This is a genomic window from Streptomyces sp. SUK 48, assembly GCF_009650765.1.
Classification (GTDB): Bacteria; Actinomycetota; Actinomycetes; order Streptomycetales; family Streptomycetaceae; genus Streptomyces.
Genome location: NZ_CP045740.1, coordinates 6,973,083 through 6,989,020, shown reverse-complemented (window position 1 = coordinate 6,989,020; position 15,938 = coordinate 6,973,083). Strand labels below are relative to the sequence as shown.

Sequence of the window (15,938 nt, the reverse complement as noted above, 5' to 3'; positions counted from 1 at the left end):
TCCTGGTGAGTGCCCGTAAGGGCCGTACGCGGGTGGACATCCGTGCCGATCCGGGTTTTCCGGTGATTCGGTCTCCGCGAGGCGCGAGGCTGTGCACTATGGGTCCCCGCGGGACGGGGGCGCGGGCAGTCCCACTGGTAGAGGCGAGGAGGGAACGTTGATCAGGCGGATAGCAGGGCTCCCGGGGCCGGCCGAGGGCGGGAGCGGCGGGGACCGGCCGGGCCGCCGGGGCACGGTGCGCTATCTCAAGGACGAGGCCGTTCCGTCCGCGCCCCGGATGCTGCTCGGGCACGCGTTGCGGAGCCGGCGCCATCAACTCGGCCTGAAACAGGATGAGGTGGCGCGCCGGATGGGCTGCTCCTCCTCGAAGCTGAGCCGGATCGAGAGCGGCATGCACCACTTCAAGGAGAAGGACCTGCTGCGGCTCTTCGTGGTGTACGAGATCGGGAGCGGGAAGGAACAGGGCGTCCTCCTCGAACTCGCCGAGATCGCCAACCAGCCGACGTGGTGGCAGGAATGGTCGGCCGTGGCGCAGCCGTACCTCCAGGCGGTGATCAGTTTCGAGGACATGGCGACGCGCATCAAGGCGTACAGCAGCGATCTGCTGCATGGCCTGGCGCAGACACCGGCCTACGCCGAGGCCCTGATCAGGCGGGGCCGCGGCGCGCCCGGCACCCATGACGCGCTGCTGGAGCTGCGCAAGGAGCGGCAGGCGAGGTTCGAGGCCGCCGCGGGCAAGAAGCTGATCATCGTGGTCCACACGGCCGCGCTGCTCAATCGCGTCGGCTCCCCAGGGATCATGGCCGGCCAGATGGAGCATCTGGCCGGCCTGTCCGAGCGGCGCAACTACCAGCTGCGACTGGTCGATCCGGCGCGTCATTCCGATCTGCCGGTCGAGCTCGGCACCACGACGATCTTCGATTTCGAGGGCCGGGTGCCCAAGGTCGCCTACGCGGAGAACCTGGACGGCGGGCTGTTCATCCAGGACGAGGAACTGGTGGACCACCGCGAGGTCGTCTTCGACGAGCTGCGCTTCAAGGGGCTGGGGCCGGACGCGGCGCGCCGCAAACTCAATGACCTGGCGCGCATGTACCGGAGACTGCCGGCCCCTTGAGGCGTCGGCCGTCCGCGCCGGGCACCGCGTTCCGCCGCACCGCGTCGGTCACGGTTTGCGGGCGACGCCGGTGTACAGGGACACCTGCCGTTCGCTGAGCACCCCGGGTCCGCTGCCGGGCCGCGGGTGCCACTGGTGGGCGAGGACCACGCCCGGGTCGACCAGTTCGAGGCCGTCGAAGAAGCGCCGCACCTCCGTCCGGCCGCGCACCTGGACGGAGGTGCCGGCCTCCGCGTAGGTGTCGATGATCGCCTGCCAGGCTTCGGGGTCGAACTCTCCGGTGCAGTGGCTCAGGCTCAAGTACGAGCCTGACGGCAGTGGTTCGAGGAGACTCCTGACGATGTCGTACGGCTCCTGGGAGTCCGTGACGAAGTGCATCAGGGCGTGCAGGCTGAGGGCGACCGGGAGTTCGGGGTCGAGGATGCCCCGTTCCCGTACGGCGGCCCACACCTCGTCCGGCTTGGTCGCGTTGGCCTGGACGTAGGCCGTCCGCCCCTCGGGGGTCCCGTCGAGGAGCTCGTCGGCGTAGACCAGGACGATGGGGTCGTTGTCGACGTAGACGACCCGGCAGTCCGGGGCGACTTCCTGTGCCACGTCATGGAGGTTGGGCGAGGTGGGGATGCCGGTCCCCACGTCGATGAACTGCCGGATCCCCTGTTCCGCGAGATAGCGGACGGCCCGGTGCATATAGGCCCGGTTGACCTTCGCGACGGTCTCGATCGCCGGGAAGACCCGGATCACCTCTTGGGCGGCCTCCCGGTCCACGAGGTAATTCGTCTTTCCGCCGAGATAGTAGTCGTACATGCGTGCACTGTGGGCCCTGTCCTGCCCTAAGTCCGTGTTCGTACCGTCCTGTCCTTGTCCAGGCACAGGCTGTTCCGCCACGGCACACCCCCAGGTATCCGCTGATCATCCGCCCCGTCAGGGACGGAATGCACTTGCATTATCCCTATCCATACTGGCCTGTTACCGGTGATGTCCAGAGCCGCTCGTTTTATTTGATGGAGCGTCAGCAATCTTTCACGCCCGACCACTCGACCCGGCCGGGACACCGGTAGGCCGTGACGACTCCGGCGGCCGGGCGCGCCGCTCGCGGAAGCGGGCGGCGCGCCCGGCGCTGGTTGCCGTCGCCTCAGATGTCACCGCGGCGCACGGCGGTCACGAAGGCGACCGCGGCGGCCGTGGAAACCTCCATCACGCGGCCCGCGCGGACCTTCGAGTCGTCGAAGAGCACCTGGGCGCCCGACGGCTGTGCGACTTCGACGCACTCCCCTTCCGGATAACTGTGCGAACTCTTGCGCCACACCACGCCGGCGTCGTCCGCGTCCTGCCGTGACCGATACATCGACTTCCTCACCGAACTTCCTCCCACGGTGAACGAACACCCCGTCGCCGAGATGCAATTGCATCCCGGCCGGCGATTCCAGGATCGCCCCGGAGCCGGTGATGTATGCGTGCTTAAGGCAACAATGTCTCGATTCAGCCGTCGCTCGCCCGTGCAAGTGCAGCCGTCGGACCACCGGTTCATCGCACTGCCGGATCGCGTCCCGATCGGGGCGGCGAGTCGCCGGCGGCAATTCGCACGCGGACCGCCGCGCGTTTGTCGTACGGCGGCCCGAACAAGCCTTTCAGCAGCGGTGATCGACAGATCCGTCCGGCTCCCGCACCCGTCATGTGAATCGAACGGCGTGCAGCCGGTCGGGCGCCGCTGAAGGCCGCCGTGCGGAAGTCGCCGGGGCGCTCCGCCGAACCCGGTTCGGGAAAGCGGAAGAGGTGGCGCCTTCGCGCGCCTAGCGTCATTCCCGAACCAGTCCGCACAACTCCCCTGACCGAGCTCCAGGCATGAACCAGCACGTCCCCAGAGCCCAGCGGAGCCCAGCAATGTCCGAAACACGCAACCGCCCGCTGACGGGTCCCACGCACATCGGTGTCGTTCTCGAACGAGTGCGCCGGCAAGCAGGGCTCCAGCACGAGATCCTGGCGCACCGGACCGGGGTCGGCGCCGACTACCTCGCCGGGGTCCTCAGCGGCGCCGCGTTCCCGCCCCGCCGCTTCATCCTCCGGTACGCGCGTACCTGTGGCGCCGACCCCCAAGTCCTGCTGAGGGTCTGGGAGGACGAGCACGAACGCCTTTCCACGGGACCGGGCCGGGAAAGCGGAGAGCCGCCGTCCTCGGGGAGCGCCTGATCGCGGATGTCAGCCGTTGCCTCCCCGGCCTCCCGCCCCCGCGCGCCCGGCCGGTCCCGCCAGGCGGAGGGGAACGCGAGGAGGACGAGCGCGGCGGCGCAGACGAAGCCGCGGGAGTAGCCGGCCTGTTGGGCGAGGAGGCCGAAGCAGACGGCGCCGACGCCCATGCCGGCGTCGTAGGCGATGTTCCGCAGGGCGCTCACGGTGCCGTAGCCGGAGGCGGGGACGCGGGAGTACATCAGGGTGACCGTGGAGTTCTGGGCGATGCCGAAGCCGACGCCGAGGACGGCGACACCTGAGGACGACCGCGACGGCGCTGTGGGGGTACGCGGTGATGGACACCCCGGCGGCGGACACCGCGAGGCCCGGGAACACCAGCCGGGAGAAGCCCCCGCGGCCGCCCGGGCGGCCGGCCACCAGCCTGGCCACGGCCGCTCTGGCGGGCTGCACGCACAGGGCCACCGCCACCAGACCGGCGGAGGCCGAGGGCCGGCGAGCGGCAGGAAGGTCACCACGATCCCGGCGACCGGCGCCGTGACCGCGAGGAGGACCGCGGGCCGGGATATCGCGCGGTCGCGGATGCCGTCATGATGCCGATCCGCCGCCCGACGAGGTACTCCTTCTCCGGCAGGCCGGGTACGGACAGGATCGGGGCCAGCACGCACAATCCGGCGGCCACGCCGACCGGCGCGTACCCCACCTCGGAGACCAGCCGGACGCCGAGCGGCAGCCCCAACAGCGAGGGCAAGCCCGAGACGATGCCGACCAACGCCAGTTCCTCGCCCCGGCGTTCGGCGGGGATGAAGGAGGCGGTGAGCGCCCCGCCCGCGACGACGGTCAGGGCGAAGCCCGCGCCGCGCAGCAGGCAGACCACGGTGATTAAGGCGACGCCGGAGAACATCGTCAGCACCAGCGAGGGCACGCCCATCAGAGCAGGCCCGCGCCCAGTGTGACCCGGTGGCCGAAGCGCTCGATGAAGCGGGGTGCCACGACCTCGTCTGCGATCGTCGCCAGCATCAGGGCGCCCGTGGTCGCCCCGGCGCCGTCGCCGCCCGCCCCGGAGTGCCTGGTGTAGAGCGGGACGACCGACAGCAGCAGATAGAAGCTCGCCGACGCGCCGAACACGCTGATGAAGCGCAGCAGCAGCGGGCGCGACACCAGCGGGGGCCGGTCCTTGGAGGCGGCCGTGGGCGACGCCGAGTTCCGCGGATCAGTGGTGGTCATGGTCGCACCGTAGGGAGCGATCAGCTCACCGGTAAGCTCCAATTCCATGTCTTCCGAGTGGTCCAATGCGTCGTCGGACCCGCTCTTCGCAGTCGACCGTGACCGTGACGAGCCCCTGCGGTCCCAGCTGGAACGCCAGGTGCGCGAGGCGATCCGCACCGGCCGGCTGCGGGTGGGCGAGCGGTTGCCGTCCTCGCGTGAACTCGCGGGCGCGCTGGGCCTGTCCAGGGGGCTGGTGCAGGACGCCTACGCCCAGCTGCTGGCCGAGGGCTATCTGGTGGCACGGGGTGGGCTCGGGCACCCGGGTGGCCACCGGGGCGTGCCCGCCGTCCGCCCGCCCCGCCGGGGCCGCGACGGCCCGTGGGGCGGCCGTCGCGGCTGGCCGACTTCCGGTGGGGCGTACCAGACTTGGGCGCGTTTCCGATGCCGGACTGGCTGTGGGCCATGTGGGAGGCGGCGCGCCGGATGCCGGTGGCCGAGCTGGACTACGGCGACCCCCGGGGCAGCGCGGTGCTGCGCGAGGTGGTCGCCGGGTACGCCCGCCGGATACGCGCGGCGGCGGCCGACCCCGAGCACATCGTCATCTGCTCGGGGGACGCGCGGGGCCTGTCCCTGACGCTGGCCGCCCCCGCCCGCAGCGAGGTGCGCCGCGTGGCCTACGAGGGTCCCGGCTCGCCCGTCTCCGTCCGGGCGGCGGCCGCGGCGGATCTGACGGCGGTGCCCGTGCCGGTGGACGAACACGGCATGGACGTGAACGAGTTGACGGCTACCGGTGCGCGGGCGGTCGTCGTCGCCCCGGCGCACCAGTGGCCGACCGGGGTGGTGGCTCGGGCCCGAGCGGCGGCTGGCGCTGACCGCGTGGGCGGCCGCGCACGACGCGGTGGTCATCGAGGACGACTACGACGCGGAGTTCCGCTACGACCGGGAGCCGGTAGACCCTGCACCCTGGCAACTCAGAAGATGCCAGGTCAGGGCAGGAAAGAGCCCTGCTCGGCAAGTTCCGAACGGGGCTCTTTGTCGTCTGGTCAGTGGCAGAACGACGACTTCACGGCGGTCACGATCTCGGCCGCCTGGTCATCGGTGAGGCTCGGGACCGTCCCGCCCTCGAACCGGGCTTTGGCGTTGCCCTGGATGGTGGCCGCCGGCTTGCCTTCCTTCACGTCCAAGCACACGTTCCGCGCCCGGTCCACGGCCCGACCCTCGTTTGCGACCAGGCTCGCATCCACGGTCCGCAAAGCCCGTATCAGAGACACGCGCTGCCCCGTGTCGGGCGACGGGATGCCGCTCGCTGTGGGTGTCTCTGCCGGCTTGTCGTTGTGCTGCTCGGGCTGCTTCGCGGGCGCCGACGCAGACGGCTTGGGATCGGCCGTCGCCTTGTCCGGCTCGTCCTCGAACAGCGACAGCACCCCGCCGAACGCGAGCACTGCAACCCCCGTGATGATCCACGTTTTCCGCTTCACGCTTTCCCTCCCCTGGCGATCCTGCAAGATCACCAATCCGTATCACAGTGTGCACACGGGGAACGCACACTCCGGACACAGGTAAAGCCCCGCCCGGCGGGTACCGAACGGGGCTCTTGGCTGTCTGTGGGGTCTACTGGATGTTCATCTCGTCCTCGGGGGTTGGGCCCACACCGAAGAAGACGGCATGACTCGGGCACGCGTACAGGGTGATCCCCGCTCCGCTCGGGCAGGGTACGCACCGGACTGGAATCGGGGCGTAGGTCCAGTTACGACAGCGGCAGCACACGGCCCGGCGGGGCGCGGGTATGGGATCGGCCATGGCTGAGACGAACTCGGCGGCGGTCATGCTGCCGCCCTCCGAGGGAACTTCCGGACGCCTGTGATGTTGATGGTTGGAAAGTCGCAGTCGACACCGATTTCGGCGAACGCGACCGCCTGCCATCGCTCGCGCTGCTCCGGGGTGAGCGAACGCGTCTCCTCGGCGTGGAAGATTGCCCGCGCTTCGTCTGCGCTCGGCCCGTGCCATGGGCGGGACCACGCGGCGACGGATTCGGACCGGGGCACGAGGGCGATGGCCGGAGGAACATCAGGGACGACTCGGCGCTTTCCGTGGGCGGGCAGCAGCAGCCGCAGCACCCAGATGAGCGCGCGGCTCGCCGAGCAGTGCGTATCGCACGTGAGCGTGGGCTCGTAGTCACTGAGTGGGGAAAGGGCTCGTTCGTCGCTGAACGGGGCACGGATAAGTAAGGGTTCTCCCTCAAGCGCCGAGACCCCGTCTGCACGCCACGGAACGACGCGCAGACGGGGCCTTGTGATCCATCGTGCCGGACTAATGCGCGCCCATCCAGGCGTGCCACTTCCCGCGGGACAGGTGGCAGGCACCGTCGGGTGTGATGCGGACTCGTGCGCCGAGTAGCGGTAGTGCGCCCTCGGTATTGAGCCGGTTCCGAATGCGTTCGAGGGCGTTCCACAGCCGTTGCGGGCCGCTCTGGTGGACTTCCGGCGGGTCGGTCCACTCGGCGGACGCACGTGCCCATGACCCGTCCGGGTGGACGAGATACGCGATACGGGTCCGGCCCCTGGTCTCGTATCCGACTTCCACACCCGGCGTGGTCACCTCCAGCATGGAGCGGAGTTCCCACGCGTTCGCCACGTCCACCACCGGATAGCGCCCGGCGCTCGTCGTCTCGCCCTCGGCCTCAGCGGCGAGGGCGAACAACTCTGTGAGGGCGGGCGGATAGTCGGCGCCGGACCGGGTGAGCATGAAACCTGCCATGTCCCGTTCGACCTGCCCGACGACATCACCGTTCCCCGTCTTCCATCCCGTGATGATCAGGGACGTACGGGCGAGGGTCAGCGCGATGCGTCCGCCGGGCTTCAGCGCGCCGATCACCGGCCGCAGACCGGGACCGGGCGGGAGCGCGACCGTACACACGATGCGGTCGTACGCGCCGGGTACTTCCTTGGTGGCGTCCGCTGTGATCATGCGCGGGCGGTGTCCCATGGCAGCGAGCCGGGCACGTGCGGCGTCTACTAGGTACGGGTCCACATCCAAGCTGGTGACGTGCCCGTCGCCGATACGGTGGCAGGCGTAGGCAGTGAGCCCGCCGGCTCCGGTGCCGAGGTCCAGCAGGGACAGCCCGTTCCCGACTCTGGTGTGCCGCAGCATCCGCACGATGAGGCTCGGCAGCGTGGCGGACGACGTGGGCTGTCCCTCGGGGTGGTCGTCCGGCCCGGCGTCGTCGGCGTGCAGCGTGCCGACCCTGGTCGTCAACGACCGGTCCGCATAGGCGGCTTCCGCCCACGTGCCCGGGTCGCTCGGCCCATCACGTAACGTCCACCGCCCCGCTTCGTCCGCGACCCACCAGCGCGGAATCAGCTGGTGCCGGGCAGTGCGCAGAAGGGGGTTGCGCCACCGCGAATCAGGGTCGGTCACCTGATGCGCGAGGGCGGCCGCCCAGCTTTCCCATTCCATGTGCGTGAGCCTTCCAGGTCAGAACGCGGGGTCACACGCTTCGGTGTTGGCGGGGTCACAGTCGCCGCTGTCGTTCGGCGGGCACGCGTCCGCGCGCAACGGCGGGATGCTCGCCGCGAGGGCGTCCCACTCCTTCCCACAGAGCAGCACAGCGAGCCGGGTTCGCCGGACGTTGCCTGCCGGGAAGTCGCGCGAGAGAACGCAGCCGGCGAGATCCCCGTTAGGGAGGATCGCAGCACGTCCGCGGGTGCACCGCCCGCACATCTCGGACAGGTCAGGTTTCGACCCGGGCAGCATCGCACGACCCACGGCACGCGCTCGGTCCGTGTTGATGTGCTTCACACCCATGGACTCCAGCTCGGCGCGCGCTTCGGCAACGCGCTGTCCCGGAAGGATGTCCACGATTCCGGCCCGGATCGTGATCCCGAGGTTGACCGCCTCGCAGATGTGGCATCGGGTGCGGACGTAGCTGCCGGCGCGCCCGGTGATCTCGTCGTGTTCGGCGGGGTCGTCGCTGTAGTAGCTGGTTGCCAGCGTCACACCGTCGCGGGCGAACATGTCCCACCATGACGCATGCACGGTGTAGAGGTTCGAATAGATCTCGACGTGCAGCCCGAGGGAAAGCCCCAACTCGGTGAACTGCTGCCAGTGCGGATGCACGGTGGGTTCACCGCCGATGAGCTGAATGGTCTTGATGCCGAGTGCGGCGGCGTCCGTGATGACCGTGCGCCAGTCCGCAGGGGTCATCGTGCCGTGCGTGGCCTGCGGGCTGGACTCGGAGAGACAGTGCGAGCACTGGAGCTGGCACTTACCGGTGATCTCCAGTTCCAGGGAGTTGATCCCTGCGACCGGGGATGAGGCGGGCGGTTCAAGGAGAGTGGTCACCGTCTTGCTTCCTTCCGCTGAACGTCATGGGAGGGGTGCCCCGGCCGACTGCCGACGGTGATGTAGGCGGCCGACCGGGGGTTGCTGCGGTCGTGCGTCGCTGTGGGAAGCGCGTGGCGTTACTTGCCGCGCTCACGCTCGTGCGCGCGGGCCTGCGTCGACTCCTGCCGACCCTGCGCGCGGATGTCGCTGGGAACCTCGTGCAAGAGCGCCTTGCGCGCGGCGGCATCCTGGTTGCTGGTCCCCAGCCGGTTGGCCTCGCTCTTGACGGCTGCCACGGTCGGGGAGGACTTCTTGCGGGTCACTGGTGCCTGATCTTTCTTAGGTGTTCGGAACCGGTCCGGCGGGGCGGGGAAGCACTGAAACGGCCCGCCGGACCGGCGTTCCTGGACTTAGCCGACTACTGCGCTACGCGACGAGCAGTGCCCACGAACTCCCGGTCTTGGCGGGGCTGACGTCCTGGTGCTCGTCCTCGCCCGACGACTCGTCGTTGTCCGCCTCGTCGGTCTCGGGCGGGGTCGGCTCGTCGGACTCGGTCTCGATGGTCTCGGGCTCGTCGGTGGTCGGCTCGGTGGTCGCGGGCATTGCGCGGCCCCCTTTCTTTTCGGTGGTCCCGGCCCGGGTGGACTCGGGGGCGCCCGGCTCCGTACGCCGTTGTGCGAAGCCGGGCCGTCCGTCCTCGGTTGGACTACCGGCCGTGATGAGTACCGGCGTCCCTGGGAAGTCCCCACCGAGGACGGAAGTCGTGGCGCGCTCCTGCACCTCTGTTTGTGTGTAGGGCGGTTGGGCCCGCACCCACCACGGAGCAGGTCGACGTGATGGATACGGAGATTCAGCGGCAGCCAAGATCGGCGAGGGTTTTCCGGGACGCGTCGTCGGCGGGGCGCCACGACGAGTCCGGCCCGGAGGGCACAAGCGTGAGCGGTGGCTCGCCTGTCGGGGAAACCCCGATCCGGTCCGGGCTGACCTCGATGTAGTCCGCAGTAGTGAGGCTGTAGCGGCTACCGGCTAGGCAGGGAAGCAGCCGTTCAACATCCGTTGTACTGCGGAGGGTTGGGTGTGCGTAGTGCCGATCCGGCGCTACTCGCGTCGTCGCGAGTCCCTGCCCGTACAGCGCGATCCCGTAGCCGGCGCACACCATCAGAGTGACGGCGCCCCACCCCCACGTAACACGGAAGCTCATCGTTGCCACCCCCTGTCCAGGTCACGGACACGGGTCCGGTTCGCAAGGGAAGCAGCGGCAGACTGGTCACGGCGGGGGACCCCCCATTTGTCCATCTGCGCACGTGCCCATCGCGGCTGTACGGCGAACTCGCGGGCGAGGGATGCAACGGACTCGCCTTTGCGATATCGAATGACCACGACATCCAGGCATTTGGTGAACTTGTCCTGGGCTTGCTGGACTTCTTCTGACGTCCTCCGCTCGGACCGTCCTCGGTAGACGTAGCTCATGGGCCGGACGTGCTTAAGCGCTTCGTGGTGCTGACGGCGGGGCACGCCCCATTCGTCCAGCCGGTCACGAACCCAGCTTTCCGATACGTCGTAGGTAGCGGCTATCCGCCGTACGGGCTCGCTGGCTCGGTACCGTCGGATGATCTCGGCCCTGGCCTCTCGGGCGGCCTCATACACCGCCGCATCTCGCCTCTTCATGGGCGGTTGCTCTCAACAACGGGGCACCCAGCGAACAGCACATTCCCGAACGGGCACACAGACAACGTGTAACAGCAGTCAACGTCTCGGGCGACGACGAACAGCGGGCGCCCGTCCTTGAGGTCTCGTAACGCGGATGCCTGTGTCACCGGGTCCCCCGCCCACCTGCGGAGCACCGTAGGGGCGTCTAGGGCCGGCTCAGCCTCGCAAGTGCGCGCGCCCAGGTTCCAATCCGCGATGGCCGGGTCCGGGTCCAGGCCGTTTGCGATGTGCAGCGCTTCACCCCTGAGCCACCGCAGCGCGAGTCTCGGAGAGATCGTGTTGACCTTGCTGAGTTTGTACGATACGGGGGCCTTGTCATACACCACCCCTGCCGCAACTACCTGGCAGACGTAGCGAGTTGGCGCTGCCACACTGATCACTGTGGACCAACTCGTCTGACGAGTGGGCAGGTTCGCAACGAGTGCACTCATCACCGCTCTCCCCGGCTCTGGGCAGCAGCGCGGGCAGCCATGACACGCGTGCGCTCACCGTCGTCCGCTTCGCGGGCCAGATGAGAGTCTGCCTCCCACTCCCTGCCGCCGCCGACCGGACGCAGAGCCCAGTGCGGGCCGACGACTCCGCGGAACTCCCCGACACGGCCTCGGCTTGTGTCCATCATCAGCACACCCACAGAGGGCGGTTGCGGCTCGGCGCTCACTCACCCATCCCCTTCCGCTGCGATCCCGGCTGTTCGCTCTAGGCAACCGCGTGATCACGCTCGGCGGTATTGTTTGGAAGAGCGCAAGGATTAAGAGCGTTAAGCGCTTAACGCAGTCGTGCATGGGGAGTTGACCGACCGTGGGCACCAACGAGCCGAACACAGGACTTGAGCGGCTGTTCCGCGAGACCGGGTGGACTCTGCGGCAGTGTGCGCAAGCGATCAACCGGGTTGGGACCGAACGCGGTACCCCGAAGCAGTACCGTGCACCTTCCGTTCACCAGTGGTTGAGCGGGAGCGTGCCGCGCGATGATGCCCGGCCGCTGATCTTGGAAGCGCTCGCTCGCAAGCTCGGGCGACCCGTCACATACGCAGAAGTTGGCTTCCCGGCCCCTGGCAGCGGGACGGAGGCGACGCCATTCAGCGCGGTTGACGGGATCATTGATCTTGGAAGGCTGGACATGGACCCTTCCCGCCGTAGCGTGCTGAGCGCCGCTCTGTTCTCCGTCGCGTTGGCTGTGCCTGAGTGGCCGGACGTAGTGGGGCGTATGGAAGCTGCTCAGAGAGGCATGCGAACCCGCCTCGGGATGTCCGACGTGCACACGGTCTCAGCAATGACCGAACAGCTCTCATCTATGGATGACCAGTTCGGAGGCCGGACCGCTCGCCCCCTTGCCGCAACGTTCTTGGTGAACACTGTGGCTCCCTTCCTGCGGACGGACGGGCCCGAGGATGTGCGGAAGGCCATGATGTCCGCTGCATCCGATCTCTGTTACCTGACCGGATACATGGCGGTTGATGAAGGGTTGCACGGGCTCGCGCAGCGGTACTACTTGAAAGCACTAGAGCTTGCGGGAGCGGCGGAAGATCACTTGACGTACTGCACCACGCTCCGGGGCATGAGCGTGCAGGCGGTCGATCTAGGGCAAGGGCCGATGGCTATGCGGCTTGCGGATGCTGCGGCGGCTTCCTCTCCGCAAGCCGGTCCGCGGATGCGCGCCTTCCTCGTCGGCCAGCAGGCCCATGCAGCCGCACAGATCGGAGACCGACGGTCCGCGCGCATGTACTTGCAGGAAGCCGAAGTTGCGATGGACAAGGCAGAGTCCCGAGGGAAAGTGTTCGGTTCGTACGACCCCGCATCGCTCAACTACCACACAAGTCAAGTGCGTTACGAAATGGGTGACGTGCAAGGGGCGGTTGCCGCCATGCAGGAAGCGGACCGGCTTCGGTACAGCATCTATCGGCGCACACGCGTCAAGGAACGGGCGATCCTCGCCGAGCGGCAACTAGTCGTTGGGCATTTAGAAGCCGCATGCAAGACGTGGGGACTCGCATTGGACGACTACCCGCTGGTCAACTCGGGCCGGATCGACAAGCGGATGACAGACATGTTCAACCTGATTCGCCCGCACTCCCGTAACCATGAGGCCCAAGCTCTGTACGAGCGTGCCCGTACGGTTGTCCGACCCGAACTGGTCCCGGCCTAGGGGCGCGCCCCAGGTTTGGCCCGTTACCGGTATGGTCCCGAGGTGTTGGACCTACACCGGTCGGCGCCCTCCAGGGGCTCGCCGCCGACCGGGTCGTCTCGATCAGCACCGTCAGCAAGTCCCTGGTACCGGCGCTGCGCATCGACTGGGTGCTGTGCCCGCCGGCGCTCGCGGACGACCTGGTGGCGGTCAAGCACATCGGCGACCGGGGCTCGCCCATCCTCGATCGGCTCGCCCTCGCCGGGCTGATCGAGTCGGGCCTATTCGACCGGCATCTGCGCCGGATCCGGAGCACCTACGCGGCCCGGCGCACCGCCCTGCCGGCCGCGCTCGCGGAGCACGCCCCGGGCCTCGCGGTGACCGGCCTGGCCGCCGGGTTCCACGCGGTGGCCCGGCTGCGGGGGACGGCGGACGAACGGGCTCTCGTGGCCGCTCGGTCGGTCTCTACGGGATGAGCGCCTGCCGCACCTCGCGGGCCACCACGCCGCCGCGACTGGTGCTCGGTTTCGGCGACGTCGGCGAACGCGCCGTCACCGCCGGGATCTCCGCAATCGGCGATCTGCTGCGGGAGCAGGGATGATCACGGGGTGGAGAGCCGCGTCCCGGTGACGGTCCCGCCCGGACCGGGGAGAGCGGATCGTGTCCCGGTCGGGCGCTGGGTTCTTCGTCCGAGAGGCTCCCTCGCTGGTCGCCGGGTCCGTCGGCCGGCCGCTTCGGACGCGTGGGGTTCTGCTCGCGTCTACTTCCGGCACATCGGGGTGAGGGCGCGGCGCGGCTCCGGGCGGGTCAGCGCGAGCGCCGTCGCCGTCGCGCGGGCCTTCACCATGGTCTCGGCGAACTCCTCCACCGGGTCGGACAGGGCGACGACGGCACCGCCGACGCCGTAGCGGACGGAGCCCGGCGTGGCCACGATGGTGCGGTTGACGACGCTGAGTTCGCAGCCGCCGCCGAGGGAGAACCAGCCGATCGCCCCCGCGTACACACCGCGCGGACCCTGTTCGAGGTGGTCGATGATCTCCATGGTGCGCCGTTTGGGCGCGCCGGTCATGGAGCCGGGGGGAAAGGCCGCCCGTACGCAGTCGACCGTCGAGCGCCCCTCGCGCAGGGTGCCGCGGACGGTGGAGACGAGATGGTGGACCTGCGGGAAGGTCTCCACCCCGCACAGCACCGGGACGTGGACCGAGCCGGGACGGCAGACCACGCCCAGGTCGTTGCGGACGAGGTCGACGATCATCAGGTTCTCGGCCCGGTCCTTCTCACTGCCGGTCAGGGAGTTGCGCAGCCGTGTGTCCTCCGCGCCGGTGGCGCCGCGCGCCCGGGTGCCCTTGATCGGCTTCGAGGTGACGGCTCCGTCCGCGCCGACGGCCAGGAACTGCTCCGGCGAGGCGCTGAGCACCGCCGCCCCCGGGAAGTCGAGCAGCGCCCCGTACGGGACGGGGCTGACGCGTCTGAGGGCGGAGTAGGTGGTCAGCGGGTCGATGCCGGTCTCCGCGACCGCCATGTTGGACAGGCAGATCTCGTACGACTCCCCCTGGCGCAGTTCCTCCAGGCACTCCCCGACCATGCGGAGGTAGGCGTCCCTGCTGTGGCGCAGCCGGACGTGCGCGGGAGGCGTGTCCGTCGGCTCAACGCCCCTGTAGGACGGGCGTGTTCGAGGCAGTGCCCGCAAGCGCTCGCCCACCGTCTCCAGCCACGCGGTGAGCTCCGCGTCGTCCCTGTCCCGGCTGAGCCGCAGCAGGTAGCAGGTGTGCTCGGCGTGGTCGATCACCAGCGCCCGGTCGGCGAAGACCAGGGAAGCGTCCGGGGTTTCGGCGGTGTGCGTGGTCGACGCGCTCTGATCCGCCTTGAGTTCGTAGCCGAGGTAGCCGACGTAGCCGAGCCGGAATCCGAAGGGCAGGTCGGTACCGCCGACGACGCGGCGGGCGCGCAGTTCGGCGTCGAGGTACTCCAGGAAGGTGCTCCGGATCCGCCGCCCGCCCGGCTCCGCCCACACGACCCGTTCCGCCGCCCGGTAGGTGACGTACTCGCCGAGCGGACCGGAGCCGTCGCCCATGAGGGAGAAGCGCCCCTGCCGCGGTGCGCTGCCGCTGTCCAGCCAGAAGCTGTGCCGGGCCGCGGCGAAGAGCTCCTCGTAGGCGGCCTCCGGGTCCGGCGCCCAGGGCAGGCGGCGCACATGCAGCTGGTATGGCGGGGCGTCGTTCGCCGGCGGGGCATCGTCCGCGGGCGGAGTGCTGTACGGCGCCGGGGCGATGCCCGGCGGCGAGGCGTCGTCCGGCCCCGGAGCGCTCTCCGGCAGCGGGGTGTCACGCGGCGCCGGGCCGGGCGTCCGGCGGTGCCACGCGTGCGTGAGGTCACGGAAGTTGGCCAGCAGTTCGGGGCCGTACTCCGTGCTGACGGACTCCGGATGGAACTGGACCCCCCACAGCGGCCTGGTGCGATGCCGGACGCCCATCAGGACGCCGTCCTCGGACCGGGCGAGCGCCTCCAGGTCCGCCGGCAGGCCGGTGACGGCGAGCGAGTGGTAGCGCACCACGGCGAACGGCGAGGGCAGCCCGGCGAAGAGGTCGCGGCCGGTGTGGGTGACCAGCGAGAGGCGGCCGTGCCGGGGCTCGGGCGCGTACCCCACATCGGCGCCCAGCAGATGGCAGATGCCCTGGTGGCCCAGGCACACCCCGAGGATCGGCAGGTCCCACTCCAGGATCGCCCGGGAGCCGATGCCGAAGTCCTGGTGCCGCTCCGGGCGGCCGGGGCCCGGGGAGATCACGACGTTGTCGAAGTCCCGCGGGTCGAGCGCGGACCAGTCCGCGTCGTTGCGGACGACCAGGGGCTCCCGGCCGTTCACCTCCGTCAGCAGCTGATGGAGGTTGTAGGTGAAGGAGTCGTAGTTGTCGATGAGCAGCGTGCGCGTCCCCCGCGCCGGTCCCCGCGTGTTCGTCGCGGCCCGTTCCCGAGCGGGACGCGCGCCCTCCTGGTCGGCCGACACCCGGGCGGAGTCCGGCTCGCTCGTGGCGGGCCCGAGTTCGGTGGTGCCCGCACCCGCTGCCCCCACCGCCCCCTCCACCCGCACCCGCAGCGCCTGCCGTACCGACGCCCCGGCGTCCAGGGGGCCGCCGCCGTCGGAGAACGCGTCCTCCGCGCGGTCGGCGATGCCGGGGATTTCGGGGATGCCGGCGAGCAGTGGTCGACGGCGGTCGCTCGTCGCCAGGGGCGCGCCGGAGGCCATAGGGAGCATGAGGTGTCTCCGTCCTTCACA

General features: G+C 69.6%; 16 protein-coding genes. 4 read left to right on the top strand and 12 right to left on the bottom strand.

Annotated features, from left to right (window positions below):
* Positions 1-157 precede the first annotated feature (157 nt).
* Complete coding sequence (locus tag GHR20_RS31040; protein WP_243878174.1) at positions 158-1,114, top strand: helix-turn-helix transcriptional regulator; 957 nt, start codon at positions 158-160, stop codon at positions 1,112-1,114.
* A 48-nt stretch (positions 1,115-1,162) separates the two neighbouring features.
* Here the strand turns inward: GHR20_RS31040 and GHR20_RS31035 are convergent, their stop codons facing one another.
* The 11 genes from GHR20_RS31035 to GHR20_RS37790 all read right to left on the bottom strand — a co-directional run bounded on the left by GHR20_RS31035 (position 1,163) and on the right by GHR20_RS37790 (position 11,159).
* A complete protein-coding gene (locus GHR20_RS31035) occupies positions 1,163-1,984 on the bottom strand; it encodes an SAM-dependent methyltransferase (protein WP_275548993.1) in 822 nt (273 codons plus the stop codon).
* A 262-nt stretch (positions 1,985-2,246) separates the two neighbouring features.
* The gene (locus GHR20_RS31030) at positions 2,247-2,459 is read right to left on the bottom strand and encodes a DUF397 domain-containing protein (RefSeq protein WP_148026329.1); all 213 of its coding nucleotides are present in this window, start codon (positions 2,457-2,459) and stop codon (positions 2,247-2,249) included.
* 661 nt (positions 2,460-3,120) lie between these two features.
* On the bottom strand, positions 3,121-3,540 hold the full coding sequence (locus GHR20_RS37795; protein WP_243878173.1) for a hypothetical protein: 420 nt from the start codon (positions 3,538-3,540) through the stop codon (positions 3,121-3,123).
* Positions 3,541-3,809: 269 nt separating this feature from the next.
* A complete protein-coding gene (locus GHR20_RS36955; RefSeq protein ID WP_194859032.1) occupies positions 3,810-4,223 on the bottom strand; it encodes a hypothetical protein in 414 nt (137 codons plus the stop codon).
* A 5-nt stretch (positions 4,224-4,228) separates the two neighbouring features.
* A complete protein-coding gene (locus GHR20_RS36950) occupies positions 4,229-4,525 on the bottom strand; it encodes a hypothetical protein (RefSeq protein ID WP_194859031.1) in 297 nt (98 codons plus the stop codon).
* 1,025 nt (positions 4,526-5,550) lie between these two features.
* Complete coding sequence (locus tag GHR20_RS31010; protein ID WP_153815028.1) at positions 5,551-6,018, bottom strand: hypothetical protein; 468 nt, start codon at positions 6,016-6,018, stop codon at positions 5,551-5,553.
* 799 nt (positions 6,019-6,817) lie between these two features.
* Entirely contained in the window at positions 6,818-7,963 is a 1,146-nt protein-coding gene (locus GHR20_RS31005; protein WP_153815027.1) for a methyltransferase domain-containing protein, read from the bottom strand.
* 18 nt (positions 7,964-7,981) lie between these two features.
* Positions 7,982-8,848, bottom strand: a complete 867-nt coding sequence (locus GHR20_RS31000; RefSeq protein WP_153815026.1) for a radical SAM protein — start codon at positions 8,846-8,848, stop codon at positions 7,982-7,984.
* 119 nt (positions 8,849-8,967) lie between these two features.
* Complete coding sequence (locus GHR20_RS30995; protein ID WP_153815025.1) at positions 8,968-9,153, bottom strand: hypothetical protein; 186 nt, start codon at positions 9,151-9,153, stop codon at positions 8,968-8,970.
* 103 nt (positions 9,154-9,256) lie between these two features.
* A complete protein-coding gene (locus tag GHR20_RS30990) occupies positions 9,257-9,433 on the bottom strand; it encodes a hypothetical protein (RefSeq protein WP_153815024.1) in 177 nt (58 codons plus the stop codon).
* A gap of 1,537 nt (positions 9,434-10,970) precedes the next feature.
* Entirely contained in the window at positions 10,971-11,159 is a 189-nt protein-coding gene (locus GHR20_RS37790; protein WP_243878413.1) for a hypothetical protein, read from the bottom strand.
* Positions 11,160-11,338: 179 nt separating this feature from the next.
* Between GHR20_RS37790 and GHR20_RS30985 the strand changes: the two genes are divergently transcribed.
* From GHR20_RS30985 to GHR20_RS38190, 3 genes are all read left to right on the top strand, one after another.
* Positions 11,339-12,685, top strand: coding sequence for a tetratricopeptide repeat protein (locus GHR20_RS30985; RefSeq protein ID WP_153815023.1), 1,347 nt, complete (start codon positions 11,339-11,341; stop codon positions 12,683-12,685).
* 149 nt (positions 12,686-12,834) lie between these two features.
* On the top strand, positions 12,835-13,140 hold the full coding sequence (locus tag GHR20_RS30980) for a hypothetical protein (RefSeq protein ID WP_153815022.1): 306 nt from the start codon (positions 12,835-12,837) through the stop codon (positions 13,138-13,140).
* A complete protein-coding gene (locus GHR20_RS38190; protein WP_275548987.1) occupies positions 13,137-13,265 on the top strand; it encodes a hypothetical protein in 129 nt (42 codons plus the stop codon). The genes GHR20_RS30980 and GHR20_RS38190 overlap by 4 nt, the downstream gene beginning before the upstream one ends.
* Before the next feature lie 159 nt (positions 13,266-13,424).
* On the opposite strand, the gene pabB is transcribed toward GHR20_RS38190, so the two are convergent.
* On the bottom strand, positions 13,425-15,917 hold the full coding sequence (gene pabB / locus GHR20_RS30975) for an aminodeoxychorismate synthase component I (protein ID WP_243878172.1): 2,493 nt from the start codon (positions 15,915-15,917) through the stop codon (positions 13,425-13,427).
* Positions 15,918-15,938 lie beyond the last annotated feature (21 nt).